The following is a 1,581-nucleotide window of genomic DNA, read 5'->3' on the forward strand; positions in this document are numbered from 1 at the left end:
CAACATCATAAACTTAAGATTAGATATTACACATTTATATTATCCTGCTAAAAACTCATTTCAAAAGGGCAGATTAAAACGAAGAGAAATCTTCACAGAGCTCCTTCTGTATACTTTAACAACTTAAAATGCCCATAATCTCCCTTTAAACGGAGAATGGGCATTTTAAAAGCTACTCTTTTGATTGTTTTTATATTTATTTGAGATGTTTTTTCTACGCTCTTTTCCAGGTAGTTCCCTTATGGGAAGTACATAGCGCTCCATTTCTTCCTGTAGTTCTCCAAGTTTTTTGATCCGCTTCTTTTCCTCCGGTTCCAAAAGGATTTTTAGCATAGTCTCTTTGAAAAGACCGATGGCTACATTTTCATTGGTATGCATGGGATATTTATTCCTGTTTTCCCGTCCTGCTGCTGCGGCCTCTTCGTCCGCACTGTTCCGAATGTCCTGAACCATGTTATATACTAAAACCTGCGCCCAAAAATCCTGGTGCACATATACTGTGGCTTTCCCTGTTACACTTTCAAATTTCATTTTGTTTTTTAGAGTATTGTATTTCTTCTCAATTTCCCATCTTTGGTAATATAAATCCGCTAATTCTTCTGCGGTAATTGTATCCGGAAGATCTGTCATCAGCGCAAGTTCATTCCCGGAGGGAAGAGTCGATTTTGATATTCTTACCAGCGTGCTCCCTTTCTTTTGCATCTGTTCATATCGTTCCGGATGTTTTTTTCGTATTTTTTGTAGGCGTGCAGATGAATGTTTTAAAATGACTTTTTCATCTGCCGACTGCATCCGTTTACGTTCTGCCATATAATCGTTGGATGAAAGACGGATCAGATAATGAATCCCTTCCGTTTCCAGAAAGTCAATAAACTCTAAGGAAGGATAACCGCGGTCAAAAACTGCGACAACCGGCTTCCTGATTCCAAATTTTTTTAATTGTTTTAAGTTTCTTTTTGCCAGTTCGTTTTCACTGATGCAAATATGTTCAATTTCAATATCCAGGTAAAAATGATTCAAAACATCATACATTCCGCTTACCAGTGCCCGTACCTGCCCTTTCCCGGAATGCTGGTTGCCGCTGTTTCCAAATGCTTCCCTGTTATCCTTTGAGTTTGGAACTTCCGCCTTGCTCCCGTCAATCGCGATTAACAAATATCCTTTCCACAGTCTGGGTTCGTCAGAACGATAAAAATCCATAAGATATTTACGGTTCAGATAGGGAAAAATTTCCGGATTTAGACGTTTTCTCTGTTGTAGATATCCCTGGACAGATAACTGCATAGACAAGTCTCCTTTTTCTTTGAAATAGTTTCTAAGTTCAAATGTCGTGGTAAGCCCCTTTTTTGAAAGACAGCATAGCAACATGTCTTTTAGGGGCATTTTTCGCTTTCTCGAAAAAGCATGGTTTCCATTCTGTCTCGCATATTTTGCAATTTCCGGATCAGATAATAATGCAGAAAACTTTTGAAATCTTGTTTTATAAGATTTAATCATATACACCCCTGCCTATATTTTAACACAATGAAAGGAACCTGCGAACAGATTCCTTTCCATTTTTTTCTTAAGTTTATGATGTTG

At 38.0% G+C, this 1,581-nt stretch carries 1 protein-coding gene; it reads right to left on the reverse strand.

Annotated features, from left to right (window positions below; all coding sequences use genetic code 11):
- Positions 1-165: 165 nt before the first annotated feature.
- Positions 166-1,497, reverse strand: a complete 1,332-nt coding sequence (locus AB5618_RS21315) for an IS4 family transposase (protein WP_118584333.1) — start codon at positions 1,495-1,497, stop codon at positions 166-168.
- Between the last annotated feature and the right edge of the window lie 84 nt (positions 1,498-1,581).

The organism is Ruminococcus sp. J1101004sp1_RTP21198st1_B9_RTP21198_201120 (assembly GCF_040924245.1).
GTDB classification, from domain to species: domain Bacteria; phylum Bacillota; class Clostridia; order Lachnospirales; family Lachnospiraceae; genus Blautia_A; species Blautia_A faecis.